Source organism: Nocardia blacklockiae (genome assembly GCF_015477355.1).
Lineage (GTDB): Bacteria > Actinomycetota > Actinomycetes > Mycobacteriales > Mycobacteriaceae > Nocardia > Nocardia blacklockiae.
In genome coordinates, this window is the sequence record NZ_JADLRJ010000021.1 from 39608 (window position 1) to 58196 (window position 18589).

Consider the following 18589-nt stretch of genomic DNA (forward strand, 5'->3'; position numbering starts at 1 on the left):
CGTGCCCTACCCGCGTCCGCGGCGGCCGGGTGAAATCGACAGTGCTGGAAGCGTTCGCGTCTTTCGGAGGAATTGGCCGCGTTGCTTGCTGAGAGGTGACCGCTATGTACGCACGAGACGTGATGAGTCGGCCGGTGGTGACAGTGGGGACGAAATCGACTCTGTCCGAGGCTATTTCGCTGCTGTCCGAGCTCGGATTCGCCGCGTTGCCGGTCGTCGACGACCTCGGCCGGGTGGTCGGTGTGCTGTCGGAATCCGATGTGCTGGCCGCGGGAGCGGGCCGGCGCGGCGGGCCGGTCGAGGACGTGATGACGGTCCCGGCGGAGGTCGTCCATCCCGGCAGCGATGTCTCCGCCATCGCCGCCCGCATGCTGACCTCACGCCTGCGGTCGATGCCGGTCGTGGAGGCGGGAATCCTGGTCGGCATCGTCGCGCGCCGGGACCTGCTGCGCGCGCTGATCCGCGACGACACCGCGCTGGAGGCGAAAGTCCGTGCGCTGCTGGACATATACGCCGGGAGCCGCCGCCAGTGGTCGGTCGATGTGACCGATGGTCACGCGGTGGTCCGGGGCGGGTTCGCCGATTCCGAGGAACAGCACACCATCGCCGCACTGGCGCTGACCGTCGAGGGCATCGAGCATGTCGATATCGACGCCGAGGGCGCCACGCCCACCCGGTACCAGGCCGGGTCGCTCGCCGAACGGCTCCGGCAGGCCGCGGACGATACCGTCGGCTGATCGCCCGGGCCAGGGACGCGGGTGTATTTCACGCTCGGGTGGGGTCTGCTGACCACGGCTGTCGTCGGAGCCGTCGGCGTCGGCGGGGCTATCGCCTCGGCAGCGATCACGCAGTTCTTCGCCGACAAGCGGTTCTCGCTGGAACGTCGCGACGCGCGCTACCAGGCGCAGCGCGAAGTGGTCGCGGAGGTGATCGCCGTCGCGACGAGGGTGTTGGCCAACAGCAGGCTGGTGACGACGGGCGCCCTCTCCCAGGCCGCACCGCGCTCGGTCCTGCCCGCCCTGAGCGGGCTGCAACACGACCGCGTGGTGATGCCGCTGGTCGTCGCGCGCTCGAAACTGATCGTGAGTGATGCGGACGTACTCAATTGCCTGTCGAGTGTCGGGGACAGCGCCGGCGAGGCGATGCGTTGCGCACTGGCGTTCGGCGAGAACCACGGCCCGGACTCGGCTGTCGCGGCGGCGGCCGCCCTGCGAGCGGTGGACGATCTGGACAAGCGCGCCAACGAGCTGCTGATGACCGCGCGCGCACGTTTGACGGTCCCCGAACGTGGCAGGTAGCGCGCGGTCCGACGGCCCGGTCACAAGTGACTTTCGGCTGTCCCGGCGAACACGCCCGCAGCGCGATGCTGAAACCCGAACACGGGGCATCGAGCCGAAAGGGCGTGGAATCGTGGAAGAAGACACCGCGATCGTGGTGGCGGTCGACGGCTCGGCCGAGTCCTACCACGCGGCGGCCTGGGGCGCTGCCGATGCCGCGTGCCACGATGGACGGCTGCACCTGGTCACTTCGGTCGCGGGTGTGCTGGAAGCGGGTGTGGCCGCCGACTCGAACGACGAGTTCCTGCACCGGTTACAGACGGACGCGGACCGGATACTCGGCGAAGCGCGCCGCCTCGCGCGTGCTGCCGTGCCGGGCGTTGCCCCGGCCATCAGTACGGCGGTGATCCGCGAGCCGATCATTCCGTACCTTCTCGAACGGTCGCGCCGGTCGCGGATCGTGGCGGTCGGCAGTCGCGGACGGGGCGCCCTGCGGCGCGGTCTGCTCGGTTCGGTCAGCACGGCGGTGACCCGCCACGCGCACTGCCCCGTCGCGGTGGTGCGTGCGAACTCGGCGACGGATTCGCGATCGGCGCGCAAGCCGGTGCTCGTCGGGATCGACGGGAGCGAGAACAGCGTCCCCGCAGTCGAATTCGCGTTCGAGGAAGCATCGCGGCGCAAGGTCGGCCTGGTGGCTCTGCACGCCTGGAGCGATGCGAGCGCCGGGTTGGACGCGGCGATCATGGGCTGGGACACCATCCGGGGCACCGAGGACGCGGTGCTGGCCGAGCGTCTGGCCGGCTACCGGGAACGCTTCCCCGACGTCGCCGTGCGCCGAATCCTGGTGTGGGACAAAGCCGCCCGGTCCTTGCTCGACGAGTCCGACGATGCCCAGCTGGTGGTCGTCGGCAGTCACGGCCGTGGCGGGTTCGCCGGAATGCTGCTGGGCTCCACCAGTTCCGCGCTACTGCAGTCGGTCGACTGCCCGATCGTGATCGTGCGGGCGGCGGCACACGGAGCGAGCTGAACGCCTCGCCGATGGCGCGCGCCAGGCGAGGTCGGCGCAGCAGCTCCGCAGTGGGATCGCCGGTGTCGGTGCGGAGCAGGAAGGAGCCGACGCCTCGTGCGGGTTTCCCGCCGCGGGCGTAGTGGGTGGCGAGCGCGTCGAACAGGGCCTCCCCGTCGCAGTTGGGTGCCGAGGATCCAGGTGAACAGGGCGACGGTGGCCAGCACCGACCAGTGTGCGCCCAGGCGGATTCCGGCGATCCGGCCCAGTGGGATCGTTTCGTTCAGCATGGGGGAACCCTTCGTCTCAGCTTCGGGGCGCGGCGGAGCCGATGAGGCCTTCGGAGAGCAGCATGTGGTGGACCTGCTGGGCGGCGGAGACTCGGCGGGTGGTGTCGAATTCGCTGCCGGGCAGCTCTTCCAGGCCGCGGGCGAGCACGGCCACCGCCTCCGACAGCGTTTGCAGCCGCGCCTCGAGATCGGGTGCGGACGCGGTGCCGTTGCCGATGTGCTCGGGCGGCTCGATGCCTTGCAGAACGGTTCGCAGGCGCTGCGGCAGCACGGCGAGGACGTGGTCGAGCTGGCCGGGGGAGAACAGTTCGGCGAGGGTGTCGGTCACGGTGCCGAGCAGCGCGACGGCCTCCGTGCGGGCGACCCCCGCGTCGTCGGCGAAGCGGTCGAGGAACGAGGTGACGTCGTGGGCCACGGGCACATGCCCGGGAACCCAGCCCTCGTAGAACGCGCCGCGCACCAGCTCGGGCAACTGGGCGCTCAGGTGGGCGGCCGAGGCGACGGGGAGCCGGTCGCGCACGACCCGCAACCAGGCCAGCAGCACTCGGTAGGCGTGGTGGTGATCGGAGGTGTGCAGCGCCTCGGTGACCGCGTGCAGCCAGTCGTGGGCGGTCCGGACTGCGGGGGCGAAGGGATCATCTCGGTAGGACATGGGTTGCGGTCCTCACGGGTGGATGACGGAGGTCTGCCGCTGCGGGAGGCGCAGGGTTGCGGCGATGGTGTCGGTCCAGGCGGCGATGGCGGTCCAGTCCCGCAGGTCGCCGTAGCGGGCACCGCCCAGCAGCCGGTAGCGGATCCGGGCCGGCAGGTCGACGCCGATGCGCTCGTAATGCCCGGCGAACGCCCGATAGTCTCTCGCGGAGATCGAATCACGCAGCGCCGCGATCTGTTTGGGTACCCGGCGGCCGATCGGCCCGCGTAGCGCGGCATCGATGCCGACGCTGAACATCCACACGCGCCGCAGCGCGAGGTCGTCGCGGTGATGGCGCACGAAGGCGACGGCGGCGGGCAGAAAGGCGCGGTCGTGCACCGCGCTGCCGAGCACGACCGCGTCGAACCGGGACAGTTCGGGCGCGTGCTCGACGTCGGCGACCTCCACGACGGCGCCGCGGTCGGCCAGGACGGCACCGATGAATTCGGCGATCTCGCGGGTCGATCCTTGCACGGTGGCATACACGACGGCGACGTGAGGTTTGTTCGCGTTCATGCCACACAGCCTGCTCGCAGCGGATCGTCCTGGTGAGAGGCGTGCTTCCCGCCGCGGCCGGGACAAAGGTCATTGCGCGGGTACGGCCGTCGCCGGTGCGGCCGGGACTTCGGTCATCGCGCGCGACTACTCGATGCCCTACTCGCGCCGCGACGGCGAACGTGAAATCGACGGTGTCGGACAAACGTTCGCCGATTCGAGGAGTGATCATGAATCTGCTTCCCGCCCACCGGCCGGGCTCGCTGCTGTCGGAATTCGCCGATCTCTGGAATGCCTTCCCGCCGAGCCGCGCACCGATCTTCGGCGCCCATCTGCTCCGGGTGGAGGACACCGTCGAGGACGGGCGCTACGTGGTGCGCGCGGAGATCCCCGGTGTCGATCCGGAGAAGGACGTCGAGGTGTCGGTGCAGAACGGGCAGCTCACCATCAAGGCCGAGCGCAGCGAGAAACACGAGGAGAAAGGGCGTTCGGAGTTCAGCTACGGCTCGTTCGTCCGCACCGTCGCGCTGCCGGCCGGTGCGCGCGAGGAGGACATCGAAGCCGAATACCGCCAGGGCATCCTCACCGTCACGGTGCCCGTGAGCGAGCCGGTGGCGCAGGCCAAGAACGTCCAGGTCAAGTCCGGCGACTAGGCACTCGGACGTCAGCAAGGACAGGCGGGTACACCGCCCGGGCCCGGGTATGAGCCCGCCACTTCCCCGCAGTGGCGCGACGACCATTCTGGAGGCGCGATGACGCAGTGGCACAACGACATACACCACTCGGCAGCGGCTGCGGTAGTGGTCGGCGTCGACGGTTCGCCAGGCGCGACGACAGCGCTGGACTGGGCTGCGGACCTGGCCGACCGGCGCGGCCGCGAGTTGCGCGTCGTGCACGGGGCCGACGCGGCCGGCCTGCGCCTGCTCCACCAGCGGTACGGCAAGCGGATGCCCGAACTCGGCGGGCATCTGCGAGCACAGGACGCGAGGACGGCCGACGAGGCCGTCCGGCGAGTGCGCGCTCGGCATCCGCGGCTGCGCGTATCCGTCGGAGTGTCGGACGAGAACCCCGCCGGGCTGTTGATCCGGCACAGTGCCACGGCGTATCGGCTGGTGATCGGCCCGAGCGGAACCAGCGCCGTGCCCGGCCATCTCGGTTCGATACTGCTCACGATCGCCGCGCACGCCGAGGGCGCGGTGGCCGTGGTGCGCACCGATCCCGACTCGGGTCACCGGGTCCGCGAAGACGGCCCTGTGGTGGTGGGCATCGACGGAAGCCCGGTGAGCGAGGAGGCGCTCGCCGCGGCCTTCGAGGAAGCCGCCGAGCGCAAGGCCGAACTGGTCGCGGTCCACGCCTGGAGCGACCTGGACCTCGGCTGGATGGCGGGCCAGTTCCAGTTGCTCGTCCCGGTGAACGACATCGGCGAGACCGAGCGCGAAATACTCGCCGAGCGCCTGGCCGGGTGGCAGGAACAGTACCCGGACGTCCCGGTGGCGAGGCGCAAGTATCTGGCCGATCCCGTTGCGGCACTGCGGGAGTGGTCGAAATCGGCGCAGCTGCTGGTGGTCGGCAGCCACGGCCGCGGCGGCTACCTGGGCATGCTGCTGGGATCGACCTCGAACGCCCTGGTGCAGCACGCGCAGTGCCCTGTGCTGGTGGTCCATCCGGAGCGGAGGTGAATTCGTCTGTTCGCCCGCCTCGGTCACCGTGCATGACCGGACATCGCCGAGCGTGAAAGCCGTCGAGGCGGTGCACCATGTCCGAAGGCCCTCTCGCGCGGGGACTTTCGCTTCTGTGGCGCATTGCGGCCGCCGCAGATCATCGAGCTGTGACCCGGGCGGCACCGCCGGACAGTCCACCGGAACGGAGTAGGTGCGATGAACGGCGATGCCGACCCGGGAGATCCGCGCTGGACCATTCGGCAACAGCCGACCCGCCCCCGGGTGTCCGACGCCCCGGTATTCACCGTCGGCGAGGCGGGATTCGCGACACGGGGCGTGTCGGAGGAATCGGTGCGTGAGGCTTCGGGGGTGCTCAGCGGGGGTGTGTACACCGGAGCCGGTGAGTTCCAACATCTATTGGAAGGGCCCGTCTGGACCCGCCTGCGGTTGCGGCCGCCGACGGTGTCGACGGAGACGGTGCTCGATCTCTATCGGGGAGTGCTGTGCCGCACCGAGACCGCGGACGGCGGCCGCTTCCGCAGCCTGCGCTTCGGGTGCGCCGACCGGCCGGGCGTGTTCGCGATGCGGGCGGTGGCGGAGGCCGGCCGGATACAGCCGGAACCGCCCTTGTCGGCACCCGCGCCCGATTCTGGTGTCGAGGTGTCGGCGCCGCCGGAGCCGCGATCTTTGGCGGCGGACGAAACAGCTTGCGTGCGAACGGCTTCCCCGGACGGTGCCGTCACCGCTGTCGCCGCCGACCGCTACACCCACGGCGGACTGAACCGCGTGGCGGCATACGCGATCGACGGGAAAGACGGCGCGGGCGCTTCTCGGGCGGAGCGGGCGCTCGCCCGAGCCTGGGAGCGCGGGTTGGACGGCCTGTTGGGGGCGCACCAGGCGGTATGGCGCCGGCGCTGGTCGGCGGTGGGAATCGAGCTCCCCGACGATCCGGACACCGAACTCGCGGTGCGATTCGCCCTGTTCGCGCTGTGGTGCAATGCCGGTGCCCACGGCGAATCGGCCGTCGGGGCACGGGGACTGTCCGGAACGGGCTATCGCGGTCACGTGTTCTGGGACGCAGACGCTTTCGTGCTGCCCGCGCTGGTGACCCTCGACCCGGCCGCGGCGGCGGCGATGGTTTCCTACCGGCTGCGCCGACTGCCGGCAGCACGGGCGCGGGCCGCGGCGGCAGGTTGTCGCGGGGCGCGCTTCCCGTGGGAGTCCGCCGCCGAGGGCACGGACGTCACGCCCGGCACCGGGTTTCTCGGCGGCACGCCGGTGCCGATCCGGACCGGTGCGCAGGAGGAGCACATCACCGCCGACGTCGCCTGGGCGGCGTGCCGATACGCCGAATGGTGCGGCGTACCCGGCTATCTCGAGACCACGGCGCGCCCGCTGCTGGTCGAGACGGCCCGCTACTGGGCGTCGCGGGTGTCGGTGGACGCGCACGGGCGCGCCCACCTGCTCGGGGTGATCGGCCCGGACGAGTATCACGAATCCGTCGACGACAACGCCTACACCAATGTGATGGCACGCTGGAATCTGCGTCGTGCTGCCCGACTGACACCTGAGACCGACTCGGAGGCAGAGGAATTCGCCGAATGGGTTGACCTCGCGGAACGGATGGTGGATCAGCTCGGTCCCGACGGGCGCTATGAGCAGTTCCGCGGCTACGACGAGTTGGAGCCGTTGTCGGCGGCGTCGTTCGCCCCGCTGCCGGTCGCCGCCGACGTGTTGCTCGGGCAGGCTCGCGTAGCCGGCTCCCAGTTGATCAAGCAGCCGGACGTGTTGATGCTGCATCACCTCGTTCCGGAGGAAACCGCCCCCGGGTCGCTGGCGGTGAACCTGGACTACTACGCCCCGCGTACCACGCACGGGTCGTCGCTGTCGCCGGCTGTGATGGCGAGTCTGTCGGCGCGTGCCGGCCGGCCCGACGAGGCACTCGAAATGCTCTCCGCGGCTTCGCGTCTCGATCTCGACGACCGCACGGCGACCACCGCCTCGGGCCTGCACCTGGCGAATCTCGCCGGAGTGTGGCAAGCCGTGCTGAGCGGCTTCGCGGGCATCGAGGTGCGCGGCGGGGTGCTGTCGGTGCGGCCGATGCTGCCGGCCCGCTGGTCGCGACTGGGCCTGGCATTCCGATGTCTGGGGCGGCGGATCCGGCTCGACATTGGGCCGAATGCGGTCACGGTGCGAGCCGACGGACCGGTCGTAGTGGCCATCGGGGATCATCCGCCGGCCGTGGCCTGCGGTGAAACACGGTGGCCCACAGGGGACAAGGAGGAACGATGACCGTCATTCTGGTCTGCTCGTCGAACGCCGCGCAGGCCGTGGCGCGGGCACTGGCCGACGTCACGGGCGCCACGCCGCACACGGTCGATCCGGATCTGCCGGTCGAGGAGTACCTGCTCGCCCTGTCCGACCCGGAGGTGGATTTCGGGGTACTGGCCCTCGATCGCGCGGGTTGGGAGATCGCCCAGGACGCGGGCAAACCGATCGTGCTGGTGCCGAACAGCCTGCGACCGGCCGACGTACCCGCCACCATCGAACATGTCCTGGTGCCGCTCGACGGCACCGACGAGGCGGCGCACGCGGTCGCGGAGACCGTGCGGCTCTTCCGGGCGGCGGGAACGGAGATCGCGGTGCTGCACGTCTTCGACCGCAGCACGGTGCCCGCGTCCTGGGACCAGGCCGCGCACGCACGCTCGGCGTGGGAGGAGGAGTTCCTGGCCCGCTATTGCGCGCCGCACCTGCCGGGAGCGCCACCGGCGCTGACCCTGCGCAGCGGCAGCCCGGGCGAGACCGTCGTCGACGTCGCCGCGGAACAGGCGGACATGATCATCCTCGGCTGGTCGCAGCGGCTGCTGCCGGGCCGGGCGCAAACCGTGCGAAAGACCGTGGACGCGGCGCCGGTCCCGGTGATGTTGATACCCGTGGTGTCGGTCCCGGCCGTGGGCAGGCACCGCGCCGGATCGGCACGGCTGAACGGACTGAATCATTGACATTCCGGCGGCTTCGGTCGGTTCCGCCGGGCGTCACCGTTCGCGTAGCCGTGGTCCGTGTCGCGGCCCGAAAGTGCTGTTCGGGACTTTCGACCGCGGCATCGGTGACTTGCCGCTGCGGCGCTGACCGGTGTTTCGGCCGAGCATGGATCGTCGGGCCGATTCGGTGAGAGGTTGTCGCGATGGACATGTTGTTCGGGCTGCCCGCGCATCCGCTGCTGGTGCACGTGACCGTGGTCGCGATCCCGGTCGCGGCTGTGCTGGCCGCGCTGCTGGCGGTATTCCCGCGGCTGCCGCAACTGGTCAAGGTGACCGCGCTGGTGCTGGGCCTGGCGGGTGTGGTGCTGGCGCCGTTGATGGAGTCGTCCGGGGAGGCGCTCGAGAAGCGCGTGGTGCGGACGGCTGCGGTGGAGCGGCACGCCGATCTGGGGGAAAGCCTGCTGCCGTGGGTGATCGGATTGCTGGCGGTGATTGTGCTTGTGCTGGTTGCCGATCGGTGGCTGTCGCGCGCCGGGTCGGCAGCGGTCGGGTCGTCGCGTCGCGTCGCGCCGTCTCCGGCCGTGGCGCGGACGGTGCGGGTGGCGGTGGCGATCGTCGCGATCGTGGTGGCGGCGGGCACGCTGGTTCAGACCGTGCGGATCGGCCACAGCGGAGCCCAGGCCACGTGGTCCACACCGGGCTCGACGGGACCCACAGTCGTGCAAGGCGGGCGGTGACCTGCAGCTTCCTGCCGAAGTTACGTGCCGTATGAACGGGGCCCGTCCCCGCATCTCGAGCAGAAGAGATTTCGTTGTGGTGAGGCGGCAGATCGTCAGCCGTGCGCGACGAAGAATGTCGCGCTGCCTGTTCCGGCGGCCAGGCAGTAGATCGCGAACGGTGTCAGGGTCTTGGTCTCGAAGTAGGCGACCAGGAATCTGATCGACAGATACGCGAGCACGCCGGCCACTACGCTTCCCGCTATCGCCGGACCCAGGATCGCGTGATTCTCCGGGCTGAACAGTTCCGGAGTCTTCAGCACGCCCGCGGCGAGGATGACGGGAGTCGCGAGCAGGAAGGCGAAACGGGCGGAGTCCTCGTGGTCCAAGCCCTTGAACAGTCCCGCGACAATCGTGCTGCCGGAACGGCTGATCCCCGGGAACAGCGCCGCGATCTGCGCGGACCCGATCAGCGCGGCGTCCTTCACCGGGGTCCGTGCCAGGCGCATATCCGAGGCGCGGGCCGGGTCGGCCACCGGAAGTACCACGGTGTCGTACAGCGCCGGATCGGCACCGCGCACGACCGGGGCCGGGGTTACCGCGCGAGCGCGAAGTAGTTCGGCCCCGAGCAGCACGACGCCGTTCAGCGCCAGGAGCACCGAGGTGGGCACCGGGGTGCCGAGATAGTTCCGCACGACCTTCTCCAACAGCAACCCGGCCACGCCGACCGGGATGGTGGAAACCACCAGCAGCACGCCCAAGCGCGCCTCGGGTGTGCGAATCCGGCGCGTGCGCAGCACATCCCAGAGCCCGGTCACGATGCGCGCCCAATCGCGGCGGAAGAACACGACCAGCGCCAGCGCCGTCGCGACGTGCATCGCCACCAGCAGCGCGAGATACGGCGAATGCGGCGCGGACATGTCGAGATCCCGCGCCCACTGCCCGCCGACCAAGGCCGGCAGCAGAATGCTGTGTCCCAGGCTGGATACCGGGAAGAGTTCGCTCACCCCCTGCAGGGCGCCGACGACAACTGATTCGGTGTACGTGATGGCCATGCGGGCGTCCTGTCGGATCGAAAACCGAGTCGGTGGCACACTAGCGGCCGCTCGCCGCGGCCTTCCTGAGAGGTGCGGACGGCAGCGGAAGCACAGGTCGGTCTGACCACGACCACCTCGACAGTCGAGTTCGGCACGCATCCCACGACGGAGGTCACCGCGTGGATGGTCTTTTCGCCCTGCCGTCCGCGGGTGGCCGCGTCGTTGACTGAACGGGACCGACCACGATTTCGTGCGATCCGGAGGCGAGATGAGCACAGTGGGCCGCTACGGCATCGGGCAGACGCGGTGGGAGCCGATCGACAAGTCCGCCGCGGAGCGCGCGACCGCCAATCTCACCGACTATCGGCTGGCATGCCGTGAATTCAGTTGGAAGGCAGCGCGTCTCGACCTGGCGGGGTTGCCGGGTGGCGGTGTGAACATCGCCTACGAGGCGGTGGACCGGCATCTGGAGGAGCCGGGTTCACCCGCACCGTCCCTGCGGTGGCTGGCGGCCGCGGGCGGCGACACCACGTTCGGCTGCGCCGACCTGGTCTCCATGAGCAACCGGTTCGCCAACGTGCTGCGCGAGCTCGGGGTGCGCCGCGGGGACCGGGTGTGCACGCTGCTCGGCCGGATCCCGGAGCTGTATGTCGCGGCCCTGGGCGCCTGGAAGGCCGGGTGCGTGGTGTCGCCGCTGTTCTCGGCGTTCGGCCCGGAGCCGGTGCGGCAGCGGCTGGCGATCGCGGGCGCCACCGTCTTGATCACCACGGCCGCGTTCTACGAACGCAAGGTCGCCCCCATCCGGGACACGCTGCCGCTGTTGCGGCACGTGATCGTCACCGACGCGCGGGCGAACTCGGCCGGCGTGGTCGAGCTGCCGTCGGCGATGGCCGCCGCGGACACCGAATTCTCGATCGTGCGAACCGATTTCGAGGATCCTGCGCTGCTGCATTTCACCAGCGGCACCACCGGGACGCCGAAGGGCGCGGTGCATGTGCACGGCGCGATCGTGGCGCACCGGGCCACGGCGCGTTACGCCCTGGATCTGCGCGCCGGTGACGTGTTCTGGTGCACGGCCGACCCCGGCTGGGTCACCGGGATGTCCTACGGGGTGATCGCGCCGTTGAGCCTGGGGGCGACCGTGATCAGCGACGAGTCCGAGTTCGACGCGCGGCGCTGGTACGACGTCCTCACCGCCGAGCGGGTGTCGGTGTGGTACACCGCGCCGACCGCGCTGCGCATGCTCATGCGCTACGGCGACCGGCTGCCCGAGGGTACGGATCTGTCGTGCCTGCGGTTCGTCGCCAGCGTGGGCGAGCCGCTGAACCCGGAGGTGGTCGACTGGGGCTACCAGGTCCTGGGTCACCCGGTGCACGACAACTGGTGGCAGACCGAGACCGGGGCGATCATGATCGCCAATCTCGCCGCCGAGCAGGTGCGTCCGGGGTCGATGGGCCGGCCGCTGCCCGGTGTCGAGGCGACCGTGCTGCGGCGCGGGACCGACGGCCGGGCCGCCGTGGTCGCCGGGGCCGTCACTCCGGCGGAGGTCGGCGAGATCGGCGAGTTGGCGGTGCGCGCCGGCTGGCCGTCGATGTTCCGCGGGTACTGGCACGACCCCGGTCGCTACGCGCGAAGTTTCGCCGACGGGTGGTATCTCAGCGGCGATCTGGCCCGGCGCGACCGCGACGGCTACTACTGGTTCGTCGGCCGGGCCGACGATGTGATCAAGTCCGCCGGGCACCTCATCGGCCCGTTCGAGGTGGAGAGCGCGTTGATGGCGCATCCGGCGGTGCTCGAGGCGGGCGTGATCGGCACGCCGGACCCGGTGGCGGGGGAGCTGGTGAAGGCGTTCGTCGTGCTGCGCCCCGGATACGCGCCGGGCGAGCCGCTGCGGGCCGAGCTGAGCGCGTTCGGCCGCCGCGCGCTCGGGGTGGTGGCGCCCAAGCGGATCGAGTTCGCCGACAGCCTGCCGCACACCCGCAGCGGCAAGGTGATGCGCCGGCTGCTCAAGGCCCGCGAACTCGGGTTGCCCGAAGGCGATCTGTCGACACTGGAGAGCACGTCGTGACGATCACGCAGCGGGCGCCGGCCGCCGACATCGCGCCGCCGACACCGCGAATCGAGTTGCTGCGTCAGATGATTCGCATTCGGCGCTTCGAGGAACGCTGTGTGCGGCTCTACAGCGCGGAGAAGATCCGCGGCTTCCTGCATCTCTACATCGGTGAAGAGGCGGTGGCCGCCGGTCTGCTCGGCCGGATCGGGCCCGGTGACGCCGTGGTCTCGACCTACCGCGAGCACGGCCACGCGCTGGTCCGCGGCATCCCGATGCGGGCACTGATGGCCGAGATGTTCGGCCGCGGCACCGGAACCAGCCACGGTCGCGGCGGATCCATGCATCTGTTCGACGCCGAGCGCCGGTTCTACGGCGGCAACGCCATCGTGGCCGGCGGCCTGCCGATCGCGGTGGGGCTGGCCTTGGCCGATGCCATGGCCGGTCGCGACACGGTCACCGTGTGCCTGTTCGGTGGCGGCGCGGTCGCGGAGGGGGAGTTCCACGAATGCCTGAATCTCGCCGCGCTGTGGCGACTTCCGGTGTTGTTCGCGTGTGAGAACAACCGCTATGCCATGGGCACCGCGCTGGCTCGCGAACACGCCGTCACCGACCTGGCCTTGCGCGCGGCGTCCTACGGCATGGCCGCGTGGCCGGTCGACGGCATGGACGCCGTGGCGGTCGGCGCGGCGACTCGCCGGGCGGTGGAGTCGATCCGGGGTGGCGGCGGACCGTGCTTCCTGGAATTGCGCACCTACCGGTTCCGCGCGCATTCGCTGTACGACGCCGATCGGTACCGCGACAAGGCCGAGATCACGGAATGGAAAGCGCGCGACCCGATCTCGCGTCTGGTGGCGGCGCTGCGCGCCGACGGCGAGCTGGATCAGGACGGTCTCGCTGAGCTCGAGGCCGCCGTCGACGCCGAGATCGACGACGCCGTCGCCGCCGCGGAGCAGGCGCCCGACGAACCGGTCACCGACCTGACCCGCCACGTCTACGCGGAGCGGTCATGACCACCTATCGGGACGCGATGCGGGAAGCGTTGCGCGAGGTGCTGATTCGAGACGAGCGCACGTTCCTCATGGGCGAGGACGTCGGCGCCTACGGTGGCTGCTTCGGCGTGAGCCGGGGTCTGCTCGACGAATTCGGGCCGCGGCGCGTCCGCGACACCCCGCTGAGCGAGTCGGCGTTCGTCGGCGCGGGTATCGGCGCGGCGCTGGCCGGCGCGCGCCCGATCGTGGAGATCATGACGGTCAACTTCAGCCTGCTGGCGCTCGACCAGATCCTCAACAACGCGGCGACCCTGCGGCACATGTCCGGCGGGCAGCTGGGCGTACCGCTGGTCATCCGCATGGCCACCGGCGCCGGACGGCAACTGGCAGCACAGCATTCACACAGTCTGGAGGCGTTCTACGCACACATCCCGGGCCTGCGGGTGGTGTCCCCGGCCACGGTCGCGGACGCCCGAGGCATGCTCTGGACAGCGTTGCAGGACCCGGATCCGGTGCTGATCTTCGAGCCGATCGCGCTGTACAACTCCGAGGGCGAATTGCCCGACGGCGGCGGCCCGGCCGACATCGATCGAGCGGCTGTGCGGCGCTCCGGGACCGACGTTACCCTCGTGTCCTACGGCGGCACCGTGCATGTCGCCGCGACTGCGGCGGAACAGCTTGCGGGAGAAGGTATTTCCGCCGAGGTGATCGACCTGCGCAGTCTGCGGCCGCTGGACGAGGAGACCGTGCTGGAGTCGGTGGCGCGCACGCACCGGCTGGTGGTCGTGGACGAGGGCTGGCGCAGCGTCGGCATCGCCGCCGAGATCGCCGCGCGCGCCGCCGAACACGCCTACTACGACCTCGACGCGCCGATCGCCCGGGTCTGCACCGCCGAGGTGCCCATCCCGTACGCGCGGCACCTGGAGGAGGCCGCGCTGCCACAGCCCGCCGCTGTGGTCGCGGCGGTGCGCGAGGCGGTGGCGTGAATGACGGAATTCCGGATGCCGTCGCTGGGCGCGGACATGACCGAGGGGACACTGCTGCGGTGGCTGGTGCGTCCCGGCGACCGCGTGCGCGCCGGTGACATCGTGGCCGAGGTGGACACCACCAAGGCGGCGATCGAGGTCGAATGCTTCGACGACGGTGTGATCGGCGAAATCCTGGTGCCGGAGGGGACGACCGTTCCCGTCGGCGCCCCGCTGGCGACGATACTGCAGGCCTCGCCCGGCCCGGACCTCCCCGAACCGCCGCCCGCGGCGCTTGAGAAGGGAAACGTCACGTCAGCCGAGGCCGCCGCGTCCGGCGAAGGGAACGTGACTCCTGCCGAAGTTGCCGCACCCGGCGAGACGAACGCGGTTCCGGCCGAGGCCGTCGCGTCCGCTGGCAACGGGCGCGCGGAGGTGCGGGCGACTCCGTTGGTGCGGCGGCTCGCCGAGGAGGCGGGTCTGGACCTGGCCGCCGTCCACGGCAGCGGCCCGCACGGGCGGGTGGTGCGTGCCGACGTCGAAGAGGCTGCGGCACACCGTGAACCGGCGACGGCGAGCCCGCCGCCCGGCGGCCCGCAACCCGAGCCCGTCGTGGTCGCCGACCTGGCCACTGTTCCGTCGCCCGCCGCTACTTCCGCCGTGTCAGCTCATCGTGTGCAGTGTCGCCGCGGGCATCCCGCAGGTCCCGACCACGTGCGTTCGTCCGGCTACGCCCGGCGGGTGGCCGCCGATCTCGCGGTGGATCTCGCCGCTGTCGCCGGCACGGGTCCGGGCGGAGCCGTCCGGGCGCGGGACGTGCGCACGGCGGCGGCGCGGCGCGTGGTCGAGCCCGTGGCCGCCGGCGAACCGCCGCAGGTTCGGGCCGGTGCGCCGGACGGCACCGCGGCGCGCGACCTCGGCGCGATGCGCGACCGGATCGCGGCCGCGATGACCAAGTCGAAACAGACTGTGCCGCACTATTATCTGTCCACCACCGTGGACGTCGCGGCGGCGACCGAACGGCTGCGGGCGTGGAACCTGGCACTGCCGGTCGCGGAGCGAATCCTGCTGCCCGCCTTGCTTTTCCGGGCAATCGCGGTGGCCGCGCGACGGGTGCCGGAGTTGAACGGTCACTGGGTCGACGGCGCGTTCCGCCCGTCCGCGGTGGTGCATCTCGGAGTGGTGGTCGCGCTGCGCGGCGGCGGCATCATCGTGCCCGCCGTCCCGCACGCCGACACACTCGATCCGCCCGCGATGATGGCGGCCTTGCGCGGGCTGGTCTCCCGCGCCCGGTCCGGGCGGCTGCGCTCCTCGGACACGACCGACGCGACCGTGACGGTGACCAATCTCGGTGACCTCGGCGTCGACTCGGTCTACGGCGTCGTGCCGATCCCGCAGGTCGCGATCGTCGGGCTCGGCGCGGTCTCCGACCGTCCCTGCGCGGTCGGGGGCCTGCTGGGGGTGCGGCCGCAGGTGACCGCGACCCTGTCCGCGGACCACCGCGCCAGCGACGGCGCCACCGGCGCCCGCTTCCTGAACACCGTCGCCACCCTGCTGCGGCAACCCGAGGAGTTGTAGAAGCCATGCCCGAGACCATGTCCCGCGAAGCCGCCACCACCACCGCGCGGGCCGCACTGGCCGGCTTCGCCTCCGAGGCCGAACTCGCGGCCCTCGACGAGAGCGCGCCCCTGCGAGCCACTCTGGAACTGGACTCCATCGATTTCCTCACCTTCGTCGAGCGGCTGTCCACCGCCGCCGGCCGGCGCATCGAGGAGACGGACTATCCGCGCCTGGCCACCCTCGCCTCGTGCGCGGAGTTCCTGATGGAGACCACGGCGTGACGGCGGCGGCGATTTCCGTTGCGGGACTGACGAAATCGTTCGGCCGGGCCCGTGCCTTGGACGGGCTCGACCTGACCGTGCGCACCGGTGAGGTGCACGGCTTCCTCGGCCCGAACGGGTCGGGCAAGACGACGACCATTCGTATCCTGCTCGGCCTGCTGCGCGCCGACTCCGGCACCGTGCGGGTACTCGGCGGCGACCCGTGGACGGACGCCGTCGCGCTGCACGCCCGGCTGGCCTATGTGCCCGGTGAGGTCACGCTGTGGCCCGGAATAACGGGCGGCGAGGTGATCGATCTGATGGGCCGGCTGCGTGGCGGGGTGGACCGGCGCCGGCGTGCGGAACTGCTGGAGCGATTCGATCTCGACCCGCATCAGAAGGCTCGTGCCTACTCGAAGGGTAATCGGCAGAAGGTCGCGCTGATCGCGGCGCTGGCCTGCGACGCCGAACTGCTGCTGCTCGACGAACCGACCGTCGGGCTGGATCCGTTGATGGAGGCCGAGTTCCAGCGCTGCGTGCGGGAATCGACCCGCGACGGACGCACGGTGCTGCTGTCGAGCCACATCCTGGGCGAGGTCGAGGCGCTGTGTGAGCGGGTGAGCATCATCCGGCGCGGCCGCACCGTCGAGACCGGCACCCTCGCCGAACTGCGTCACCTCACCCGCACCACGATCACCGTGGACACGGTCCGCCCGGTGGACGGTCTCGACGCGCTCGCGGGCGTGCACGACCTCGTGCGGGAGGGCACCCACGCCCGGTTCGACGTCGAGAGCGCCGCTCTGGACACCGCGCTGCGCGCGGTTTCCGAGCTGGGCGTGCGCAGCATCACCAGCACGCCGCCGACCTTGGCGGACATCTTCCTGCGCCACTACGGCGCCGAAGCGGTGGCGGCCGGGGAGGTTTCGTGAGCAGCGCGCCCGCGAATGCGCGGACGAGCGTGCGGGACAACGCGTCCGGGACGGGCACGCTGGTGCTGTTCGTGCTCCGCCGGGAACGGTTCACGCTGCCGTGGTGGCTGCTCGGCATCGGACTGCTGCTGGGATATCAGTCCGTGGGCAGTCAGGCCCTCTACGACTCGCCCGCCAAGCTGGCGCGACTGCGCGAGACGATAGGCGCCAACGCGGCCGCTGTCGCCATGAACGGTCCGACCCGGCTGCTCGACAGCATCGGCGGGGAGGTGTTGTTCGAGATCTTCGCCTACCTGGCGGTGGTCGTCGCGCTGTTGAACATGTTCCTGATCGACAGGCATACCCGCACCGACGAGGAGACCGGGCGCGCCGAACTGTTCCGCTCGGCCAGGGTGGGCAGGCGCGCGCCAGCGCTCGCCGCGCTGGCGGTGGCCGGGGTCGCGGACGCCGCGGTCGCGATGGTCGTGTTCGCCACGGCGGCGGGTACCGGGTTGCCCGTTCCCGGTTCGGCGCTGCTCGCCTTCTCGGTTGCGGGCGTGGGCATTACGTTCGCGGCGCTCACCGCGGTCGCCGCGCAGGTGTTCGAGAACCCGCGCAGCGTCTACGGGGCGGTCGCGCTGGCGCTGGCGGCGGCGTACGTGCTGCGCGCCGTCGGTGACATCGGCAACGGCGCGGCGTCGTGGTTGTCGCCGATCGGGTGGGGACAGCGCACGTATCCCTTCGTCGCGGAGCGATGGTGGCCGCTGCTGCTGTTCGTGGTCGCGAGCGGGGTGCTCGCGACGGTCGCGTTCGCGGTGCTGGAGCGCCGGGACTTCGGTGCGGGACTGCTGGCCTACGGTACCGGCCGGTCGACCGCGTCCTGGGCCCTCGGCACGCCGCTGGGACTGGCCTGGCGGCTGCAGCGCGGTTCGCTGTTCGGCTGGGGCATCGGCACTTTCGTGCTCGGCGCGGCCTACGGATCGTTCGCCGACAGCATCGACGACTATCTCGCCGACAACCCGGAGATCGCGCAGTATCTGCCCGGCGGCGCGGCCGACGCCGTCGACGCGTATCTGGCACTGACGATCACCATCTCGGCGCTGCTGGCGTCGGCGTGCGGCATCGCGAGCGTGCTGCGGGCGCGCGGGGAGGAAACGGCGGGGCGCGCCGAATCGGTGCTGGCCGCGCCGGTCGGCCGGACCGCTTGGCTGGGGAGCCACGTCGCCGTCGCTCTCGTGGGCAGCGCGGCGGTGCTGGTCGCCGGTGGTTTCGGAGAGGCGCTGTCGCACAGTCTCACTACGGGTGACGCCGCTGAACTGCTGCGGGTCACCGGGGCCGCGCTCGGGTACGCGCCCGCGGTGTGGGTCGTCGTCGCGGTCGCGGTGGTGGCCTTCGGCTGGCTGCCGACCGCGGCGGTGCCGCTGTCCTGGGCGGCGTTCGCCTACTGCGCGGTCGCGGTGCTGTTCGCCGACTCCTTCGACCTGCCCGGGTGGTTCGCCGAGGCCTCGCCGTTCGAACACACCCCGCTGGCGCCGCTCGACAACGTCACGGCCACGCCGCTGCTCGGCCTGCTGGCCGTCGGCGCGGCCGGCGTGCTCGGCGGCTTCGCGGGCTTGCGCCGCCGCGACGTCGGCTACTGAGCGCTCGTCCGCGCCCCTGCTCGCCGCGCGGACCGAGGCAGGTGACGGCGACGACCGTGC

Annotated in this window: 18 protein-coding genes; 15 read left to right on the forward strand and 3 right to left on the reverse strand. The window is 71.1% G+C overall.

Annotation, left to right across the window (positions count from 1 at the left end; translation table 11 throughout):
- Nucleotides 1–104: 104 nt before the first annotated feature.
- The 3 genes from IU476_RS34545 to IU476_RS34555 all read left to right on the forward strand — a co-directional run bounded on the left by IU476_RS34545 (nt 105) and on the right by IU476_RS34555 (nt 2304).
- The gene (locus IU476_RS34545; protein ID WP_195106549.1) at nt 105–737 is read left to right on the forward strand and encodes a CBS domain-containing protein; all 633 of its coding nucleotides are present in this window, start codon (nt 105–107) and stop codon (nt 735–737) included.
- A 21-nt stretch (nt 738–758) separates the two neighbouring features.
- Nucleotides 759–1298, forward strand: a complete 540-nt coding sequence (locus IU476_RS34550; protein WP_195106550.1) for a hypothetical protein — start codon at nt 759–761, stop codon at nt 1296–1298.
- Between the two features lie 112 nt (nt 1299–1410).
- Complete coding sequence (locus IU476_RS34555; RefSeq protein ID WP_324194559.1) at nt 1411–2304, forward strand: universal stress protein; 894 nt, start codon at nt 1411–1413, stop codon at nt 2302–2304.
- A gap of 285 nt (nt 2305–2589) precedes the next feature.
- Here the strand turns inward: IU476_RS34555 and IU476_RS34560 are convergent, their stop codons facing one another.
- Both IU476_RS34560 and IU476_RS34565 read right to left on the reverse strand, forming a co-directional pair.
- A complete protein-coding gene (locus tag IU476_RS34560) occupies nt 2590–3225 on the reverse strand; it encodes a DUF2267 domain-containing protein (RefSeq protein WP_195106551.1) in 636 nt (211 codons plus the stop codon).
- Nucleotides 3226–3237: 12 nt separating this feature from the next.
- Nucleotides 3238–3780: a flavodoxin domain-containing protein gene (locus IU476_RS34565; protein ID WP_195106552.1), complete on the reverse strand. Its 543-nt coding sequence runs from the start codon at nt 3778–3780 to the stop codon at nt 3238–3240.
- 206 nt (nt 3781–3986) lie between these two features.
- Here IU476_RS34565 and IU476_RS34570 point away from each other — a divergent pair, with 206 nt between their 5' ends.
- From IU476_RS34570 to IU476_RS34590, 5 genes are all read left to right on the forward strand, one after another.
- Complete coding sequence (locus IU476_RS34570) at nt 3987–4412, forward strand: Hsp20/alpha crystallin family protein (protein WP_195106583.1); 426 nt, start codon at nt 3987–3989, stop codon at nt 4410–4412.
- 99 nt (nt 4413–4511) lie between these two features.
- Nucleotides 4512–5438, forward strand: a complete 927-nt coding sequence (locus tag IU476_RS34575; RefSeq protein WP_195106553.1) for a universal stress protein — start codon at nt 4512–4514, stop codon at nt 5436–5438.
- Between the two features lie 198 nt (nt 5439–5636).
- Nucleotides 5637–7712, forward strand: coding sequence for a glycosyl hydrolase family 65 domain-containing protein (locus IU476_RS34580; RefSeq protein ID WP_195106554.1), 2076 nt, complete (start codon nt 5637–5639; stop codon nt 7710–7712).
- A complete protein-coding gene (locus tag IU476_RS34585) occupies nt 7709–8422 on the forward strand; it encodes a universal stress protein (RefSeq protein WP_195106555.1) in 714 nt (237 codons plus the stop codon). Before IU476_RS34580 ends, IU476_RS34585 begins: the two co-directional genes overlap by 4 nt.
- Before the next feature lie 182 nt (nt 8423–8604).
- Entirely contained in the window at nt 8605–9138 is a 534-nt protein-coding gene (locus IU476_RS34590) for a DUF2231 domain-containing protein (RefSeq protein WP_195106556.1), read from the forward strand.
- Between the two features lie 95 nt (nt 9139–9233).
- Here IU476_RS34590 and IU476_RS34595 read toward each other — a convergent pair whose 3' ends face one another.
- Nucleotides 9234–10172: an undecaprenyl-diphosphate phosphatase gene (locus IU476_RS34595; RefSeq protein ID WP_195106557.1), complete on the reverse strand. Its 939-nt coding sequence runs from the start codon at nt 10170–10172 to the stop codon at nt 9234–9236.
- 250 nt (nt 10173–10422) lie between these two features.
- Between IU476_RS34595 and acsA the strand changes: the two genes are divergently transcribed.
- Genes acsA through IU476_RS34630 form a run of 7 tightly spaced genes read left to right on the forward strand, consistent with a single transcriptional unit; the run spans nt 10423 to nt 18529 of the window.
- Entirely contained in the window at nt 10423–12222 is a 1800-nt protein-coding gene (acsA, locus tag IU476_RS34600) for an acetate--CoA ligase (RefSeq protein WP_195106558.1), read from the forward strand.
- The gene (gene pdhA, locus IU476_RS34605) at nt 12219–13217 is read left to right on the forward strand and encodes a pyruvate dehydrogenase (acetyl-transferring) E1 component subunit alpha (RefSeq protein ID WP_369123143.1); all 999 of its coding nucleotides are present in this window, start codon (nt 12219–12221) and stop codon (nt 13215–13217) included. The genes acsA and pdhA overlap by 4 nt, the downstream gene beginning before the upstream one ends.
- Entirely contained in the window at nt 13214–14182 is a 969-nt protein-coding gene (locus IU476_RS34610) for an alpha-ketoacid dehydrogenase subunit beta (protein ID WP_195106559.1), read from the forward strand. The genes pdhA and IU476_RS34610 overlap by 4 nt, the downstream gene beginning before the upstream one ends.
- Nucleotides 14183–15739 (forward strand): dihydrolipoamide acetyltransferase family protein, encoded by a 1557-nt coding sequence (locus IU476_RS34615; RefSeq protein ID WP_195106560.1) that lies wholly within the window; start codon nt 14183–14185, stop codon nt 15737–15739.
- 5 nt (nt 15740–15744) lie between these two features.
- The gene (locus IU476_RS34620; protein WP_195106561.1) at nt 15745–16002 is read left to right on the forward strand and encodes an acyl carrier protein; all 258 of its coding nucleotides are present in this window, start codon (nt 15745–15747) and stop codon (nt 16000–16002) included.
- Nucleotides 15999–16910, forward strand: coding sequence for an ABC transporter ATP-binding protein (locus IU476_RS34625; protein ID WP_195106562.1), 912 nt, complete (start codon nt 15999–16001; stop codon nt 16908–16910). The genes IU476_RS34620 and IU476_RS34625 overlap by 4 nt, the downstream gene beginning before the upstream one ends.
- Complete coding sequence (locus IU476_RS34630; RefSeq protein WP_195106563.1) at nt 16907–18529, forward strand: ABC transporter permease; 1623 nt, start codon at nt 16907–16909, stop codon at nt 18527–18529. Before IU476_RS34625 ends, IU476_RS34630 begins: the two co-directional genes overlap by 4 nt.
- The last annotated feature ends 60 nt before the right edge of the window (nt 18530–18589 follow it).